This is a genomic window from Ralstonia sp. 25mfcol4.1, assembly GCF_900104095.1.
Taxonomy (GTDB): domain Bacteria; phylum Pseudomonadota; class Gammaproteobacteria; order Burkholderiales; family Burkholderiaceae; genus Cupriavidus.
In genome coordinates this window covers 1-7,192 of record NZ_FNJO01000036.1, presented here as the reverse complement: position 1 = coordinate 7,192, position 7,192 = coordinate 1, and the positions used below count along the sequence as shown (strand labels likewise).

Annotated in this window: 3 protein-coding genes; all 3 read right to left on the bottom strand. The window is 61.1% G+C overall.

Annotation, left to right across the window (positions count from 1 at the left end):
* Nucleotides 1–824 (bottom strand): POTRA domain-containing protein (locus tag BLQ58_RS28535; RefSeq protein WP_175460041.1); only part of this gene is annotated, 824 nt, incomplete at its 3' end.
* 221 nt (nt 825–1,045) lie between these two features.
* Nucleotides 1,046–1,393 (bottom strand): hypothetical protein, encoded by a 348-nt coding sequence (locus tag BLQ58_RS28530; RefSeq protein WP_175460040.1) that lies wholly within the window; start codon nt 1,391–1,393, stop codon nt 1,046–1,048.
* A gap of 309 nt (nt 1,394–1,702) precedes the next feature.
* Entirely contained in the window at nt 1,703–7,186 is a 5,484-nt protein-coding gene (locus tag BLQ58_RS28525; protein WP_254776255.1) for a hemagglutinin repeat-containing protein, read from the bottom strand.
* Nucleotides 7,187–7,192 lie beyond the last annotated feature (6 nt).

The window sequence follows — 7,192 nt, the reverse complement described above, 5'->3', positions numbered from 1 at the left end:
TCGATGCCAACGCTCACATTGCCTTGCCACTTGCCGGTGGAACGCGAGCCCGAATTGTCGACGGAGGCTACCAGCGTCCACGGCTTGCCGCGTTTGACGGCGATCACGACATCGCTACGCCCGGGCGTGGAAGTCGGCACAATTTGCATATCGACATCCTGGCTGGCGACGCGCTTCATCTGCTCCAGGCCCTGCTCCAGATCACGCAGATTCAACAGTTCGCCGGGGGCGGTGGGGAAAGCCGATTTCCAGGTGCCCCATAGGTCTGGGTCGCTGAAGCGGATGTCACCGATCACGCCCGGAATGAGCGCGAGCTTTAGCGTGCCCGAGGACAAATCCTGCTCTGGCACCAGCACACGCGTGGTGACATAGCCCTTAGACAGGATCGTTTGCGAAAGCCCCTTGACCAGCGTTTCCACACCCTGCTTGCCAACACATTCGCCTTGATAGTGCTCGAGCCACTGTTGCGCAAAGGCAAACGGGTCCATCGGCAAGGCCGAGGCGCCAGCGGTTTGCAGGTCGGCCGGGAGGTCCTTGGGGACTTCCAGAACGAAGTGTCCGATATGGAAGCATGGGTCGTCCTTGGGCAACGCTGGAAACTCGGCACGGGCGGCGGCTTCAGCCCGCACGGCTGGCGCGCCCACGACAGCAGCCCGTTCCCGTGCCTCCCGCTGCTGGCGCGTGCGTTGGTCTTGTTCGGCGTTGGTCAGGGCGGCAGCCTGGCCGGAAGGTGGCGGGACCTGTGCCATCACGGACGACGGCAGCCCCGAAAGGCCAGCCGTGAGTGACGCGACAGCAACAATGTGCAGCAGTTTGAAAGACATCGGCGTAACAAGGGCCAGACGGGGCTTTCGCACCCGTCAAAGCATTGGGAAATAATCTGGATTGGTGTTACTCGACCGGCGCGGTCGCGGGCTCGGCTGCCGGCTCGGCTGCCAGCTCAGTTGCGGGGGCATGCAGTGGTGCGGTCGCCGGGTCGGCGGCGACCGCCTCTGCCGACGACGCATCCTTCGGCGGGCCCTCGTCCTTCACGACATAGGACGGGTCACGCACCCACCGGGCCATATCCTTGGCAATTACGGTGGCGCTGAGATCCAGGATCGAGCAAGTGCCCTTGAATGCGCCCCAGAATCCGCCGATAGACCGACCAGCGATTTACCTTTGTATTCCGGACGACCTTGCCATCCTCGAGCAACTCGGCATTGACGGTGATGGCCTTCGGACCCGTCCACGCACCGCCGCCAATGCCGAGCACGTGGGAAATCTGAAGCCTTAGAACTTGCGACCCGCCGGTATCGGCGCCCACCACTACCGTGCCGGGGCCGCCTTTGTTGCGCTTGCTGAAACCACTCGGCCTATATCGATGCACGGTCGCGCCCACACCTAGATTCATTCTTTCCTAGTTTTCTCACATTTTATTTTCTGCTCGAAATTAAACCCGCAATGTGAGCAGACCCTAGGAGCAAGATCGATAGCCTTGAAAGGCTGTAATAGCGGAATTGCCCCACATCTCGGACAACGATATTTTTTGAAAACCCAGTAAAACAACCATGGAATATAGATCACCATCATGATGGCGCTCCAAATCGGATTGTCTATAAATATGACCCCTAAAATATAAATTACAAAAAAGACAGCCGTGGCGATAATCAATATCCATCTAGCTCGATGAAATTTTTCAAGCTTCTGTTTATTTATCACTTTATCTTCTCTTATAGAAAAACTCGAAGACGTTAGCCTTACCTTCCAGACCGAATCCATACGATGGAGTAAATCCAATTCCAGCCTTCGGCTGCAAGTATCCACCCACAGCCGGCTGTTTTCCTGCGACATTAGACCACCCGCCACCTGCGATTGAACCCTCAATAACGCCTGATCCAATTTGGGCAGATAATCCCATTGAGGATCCAATTCTATAGTCGCCAGGTGCAGCATCTCGGCCAGAGGATGCGAAATCGGCTTTCAGCGCACTAGAAGCTCCCTTCACCCAACCGTGTCCTCCAAGCCCCACGCCGAGTGCGAGCTTGCCGTCCGTCGGTGCAAGTCCGGAGAATCCTAATTCGAGCTCTCCTCCGATACCGTAGTAGAGCCCAGCGCCAACCGCCCATGACAGCGACTGTGTATTCGGAGTATGCGAAGTATTCAGAGCCCTTTGCTCTGGAGTAGGTGCTCCGTTGACATTCCCGTACTTTCCATAATCCCTTCGCTCCGCATCAGCGGCACTGAACAGCGCCCCACTATTGCGGGAAATATACTCTGTGGCAACCGAATCCGCGCCTGGGGCGTTCTTGGCGGCAGAGTCAACGAGTCGGTATCCACCGGCGAGGAGCAGGTTTTCCGCATCAGCGACGGAAATGGCGTCGCCCGTCTTATCTTTGTAATATTCAGCAAATTTCTGAGCATTATCCTTCGCCCACTTCCGCTCATCCGGATGCAACTGCCGGTTATATGCGTCCGACATCCCAGCCGTACCCGCCGCCGCATTACCTCCAATCGCACCGGCCACTGCGGTGCCCACCAACTGCAACAGCTTGTCCTTCGTTGCGGGATCTACTCCGAGACTACCGAGGTTCTCGTCCAGCATCGCAACCGCCGCCGTCGCTGCGGCCACCCCGGCCGCGCCCGTTCCGAAGTCTCCGCCCAGGGCCTTGCTGACCAACCCGCCAACGAGTCCGTGTACAGCTACCTTCACATATTCCGGCTGGTCCTTCAGCGCATTGCCCACCTGGTTGTAGATGATCGGAGCCGCCTGCTGGATCGTCTGGCCGGTCAGTTGCCCGAGCGCCTGCTCGTCCTTCACCTTCTGCGCATCGAAGATCTTGTCGATGCTCTGGTTTGCGTTCTCCGTATCGCGGTTCAGGCTGGCCAGCGTGTCTTCCACCGACTTTCCGGTCCTGGCCTGCTGGCCCTCGGCGTCCGTAATGGTGACGGTGCCGGCTGCAATCGCGCTCTTGGTGGTGCCCGAAGCGTTTCCGGTGATCGGCTTCTGAGCATTACCTGCGGCACTGGCCATGGCGGTGTTGGCCAGGTTGCCTGCCAGATTCAGGTTGTCTGCAAAATAGGCTCCCTCCTTCACCGTGTTGCCAGCCAGATCCTGCCCGTCCGGCACACTCTTGCCCGTACTGAAGCTCGCCGCGTACTGCGATGAACTGCTGCTGTACTCAGCCTTGTTTTCGATATCGCTCGTCGTCAGCGTGCCGGTGGTCAGGCTGTTCTTCGACGGATCGGCCGCGCTGGCCAGAATGCCGCCCTTCAGGTCCGTGTTGCCCTTGACGTTGACATCGAACCCGCCCTGGCCGGCATAGATACCACTTTGTTCGCGCACCGATGCGTAGGTACTGTCCGTCTTGCCGCTCGCCATCGTGCCCGATGCATTCACCGTCGTGCCGTAGCAGAATGGCGGCACGCAGATGCTGGCCTGCATGCCCGATGACGATTCCTTCGAGTGGTAAACGTCGGTGTCCTGGCGGCTTTCGATGTTGAGATCGCGTCCGATCGATCCCTCAATGCGTTCGGCAACCAGCTGGGCGCCCTTGAGGTTCGTATCGCGCCCGCTCGTTACAGTGAGCTTGTCCGTGGCGCTGACGTGCGAATTCTCGTTGGTGACGGATTCACCATTGGCTTTCGCCTTGTTCTGGGCGGCCGACAGTTCCAGCGTAAAGCCATTCTGTGCCCCGCCGAGCGCAAATCCGACACCGACACCAAAGTTGTTGCCGCTGCTGCGGCTGTCGTTCTTGGTCCGGTCCTGCGCGCTTTCGAGTGTCACGTCGCGCGCTGCCACCAGGTCGACGGTCTTGCCGCTGATCTGGACACCCCGCCCGGTGATATCGCCGTCCTTCGCGAATCCGTCGGCATCCTTCTCGCCGGAACCTGTCGCCACCACGATGACGGCATTGCCCGCCTTCACGGTCGTGCCCTGCTGATTGCTGGCCGTGCTGTGAGACTCGCTCTGCTGACTACCACCGCCCACACTGACCGTCACCTTGATGACTTCGGGCGTCTGCTGGCCAGTGCTGGTCAGCACCTCCTTGCCAATGACGCCGCCATTTACCAGAGCCAGCCCGGCCTGCGCCGCGTATAGCGCCGCCACCTTCCCATCCTTGCCATCTTCGACCGCCCGTGCGGCCGCTTCGACGGCTTTGGCTGCGGTGATGCTGTAGCCGGAGAGGGCCAGCGTCACGCCATACTGGCTCGACTTGTCGACCTGGTTGCGGGCGCTGTCGTCGGTCCCGGGGTCCAGCACCACATTCTTGCCGATCAGTGTCACGTCCTGGCCCGCGGCAATATCCGCTCCACGCGCTGTCAGGTCATCCTTGGCAGAGATGCTCACGCTGCCGTTCTGGCTCACCACCTGGCTGCGGATCGTGTTCTCCGACGTGCCGCTTTCGTCCAGATGATGGGATTCCGTACGAATACCGGTCATGCCGGTATAGCCGTCGCCGCCCAGGTCGCCAATCACGCGACTGTGGCTGTCGCTGCGTTGCGATCGCGCGTCCTGGCCAGACAGGATATCGACGCGCCCCTGCTTCGCGGCAATCGCGATATCGTTCTCGGCCGCCACGCCGCTGCCCGCGATGCGCACGTCGCCCGTACGGCTGACGATGGAGACAGTATCGCCCGTCACCGTGCTGGCGTTCTGCTGGCGCACGTTCAGATCGCCATCCGCGCTGCTCTTCTGAGTACCGAACGGCAAGGTGGATACACCACTGTTATTAGCACTGCCGTTCAGATTGCGGCCAATGTCACCCAGCGTCGCCGCTGCGGTGCTGATCTTCCATCCGCTGGAATTCGAGGACGTCGATTCGCTATAAGTATCGGTCGACGCTTCGATGTTGACATTGCGCTGGGCGTCAAGCGCAGCCTTGCCGCCTGCGCTGACGGCGGAGCCATGCAGCAGGATGTCGCCGTCGACTGACTTTCCGGCGGCGTCGGATTGCCCATTGCCGGTGGCGCGCAGCGTGATGTTGCCCGCACCGGTCAGCGTGCTGCCGCTGTTGGTGACACTTTCAACATGGCGCGTGGCATTGCTGGAATTCTTGCCGAAGGTGATGGCCACCTGCGGCGCCGTGCCAGCGGAATGGCCAATCTCGCCAAGGTTCTGCTTGACGCGCGTCACAGTGCTGTCCGACTCATTGTTGGCCTGCAGGTTGCGAATCGTGTCGAGCGGCGTGCCGACGAGATGGATCCCGAAGTTCGTCGAGCGGCTGCTACGGCTGCTGTCCTGCACCACGCTGTCAACACCCGTCGTGACGGTGACGTTTTCAGCCTGGATCGCAATATTGCCGGCGTCCTTGTTGTCGCCGGTACGCCCAGCGATCAAGTCGCTGCCGACGATGGTGGCATCCTTGCCGGCGACGATCGTCACGTTCCCGTTGGTCGCGCCCACGGTTGAGCGTGCATCGCTCTGGGTAACCGCCAATGTATGCGAGTTCGACTTCGCGTTGCTGCTGCCTGCGGACACGCCGATGCCACCCTTGCCACCGGAGAACGACACGCCGGAGGCCGAGCGTTCATGCGCTTCGGTGGATTCGCGTGTATTCTCCCCGGCGGTGATCAGCACATCGCCACGGGTGGCCGTCAGGTTGACGGCGTCGGTCGCCGTGGCCGCGCTTTGACGAATCAGCAGGTCGTTGCCCGCCACGGCGGTCACCGTATCGCCGCTGACAAGACTGCCGACCCCGATATCCTCGTGCGTGGCAACGGCATCGTAGCTGGACTTTCGCGACAGGAACCCACTGCTTCGTGATCGCTGCTCTCGGCTTTCGTCGTGCACCTCGCGGGCTTCGGCGATGACGATATCGTCCTTGGCCACCAGCGTCACGTTACCGCCTGCGGCGGCGGTGCCGGCCGAGAGCGTCGAGCCGATCACGCCAAGTGTTCCTCCAGTGCTCTTCTCGGCTGTAATGCCGTTGGCAGCCAGCACGTCGGCGGCGATGTCGGCCTGGCCGGCGCCCACGCGCACGCTGCCGCCAGCCTGCACCGTTGTGCCTCGTACCGTCTCGTCATACGACGATTGCGCAAAGCTGGACTGCTTCCGGTTCGAAAGAGCCCCTGCGCTATGCGTATGGGTGTCCGTGGCGTTCACAATTGCAACGTTCTGTCCGGCAACCAGCGTCGTACTTTCGCCAGATTGGACATTCGCATTTGTCAGCACCATGTCGCGGCCGGCGACCGCTGTCACGTTTTCGCCGGCCTGCACCGTACTGCCGACATTCACGTTGGTTCGATCACGCAGGTGATCCTGCCCGCCATGGGCGGTGGCATCCTGCGTCGTGGCGGTTGTGACGGTGCGCAAGTTGATATCGCGTCCTGCAGCAAGCAACGCGTTGCTGCCAGCGTTGACCGTACCACCGGTCATATCGATATCACGCCCGGCCAGCAAGGCCACGCTGTTCGTCCCGGCGATCGATGCCACCGCGCCAATGCCGGTGGCACTAGCGCTGTTGCCATTGGCCAGCTTGGTGGTATTCGTGATCGTCTGCGATTCGTTGATGATGTCGCGGCCAGCCGCCACCACCACGTCCTGCCCACCGATGCGGCCACCGAGGTTGCGCACATCCTGCGTGGCCTGCAAGACGGTCGTGCCGGTGCCGCCGATGCTGCCTCGGTTGACGATGTTGCCGCCCACCACCTGCGTGGCGATATCGCCAACGATCGCGCCGCTGTTTTGCATGGTCCCGGCGGCATGGATCGCCACGGTATTGCCAGCGACCAGCGCGCCGGTGGCGTTCATGTCCACGCCATTGCCCGGCGCCAGATAGACCTTCGGCACCAGCACCGATTGCGTGGTGCCATCGGGCAACGTCACGTCCTGGGACACCATCCATACCAGGTCCGTGGTGAGCTGGCGCATCTGTTCGTCGGTCAGACCCACGCCCGGCGTCAGACTGAACGCTTTGGCGTAGGCAACGCCGTTGTTCATCAGCGCCTTGTATTCCTCCAGCTGGTCGGTGTAGCCGGTCAGGAATGTCTTGCCCGTCAGTTGCGTGATCTGGTCGCGGACGAGCTTTTCCTCGTAGAAGCCATCGCCGAGCCGCTTCTGCGTCTTTTGCGGATCGAGCCCCAGCGCACCGAGCATGTAGTCGCTGGAAATGAAGCTGCCGTACTGCGTGAAGCGTGGATCGGTGGCGACGAGGTAGGTATCACCGGGGGCGGTGCGGAACTGGTACAGGCCGTTGGTGGGCAACTTCAG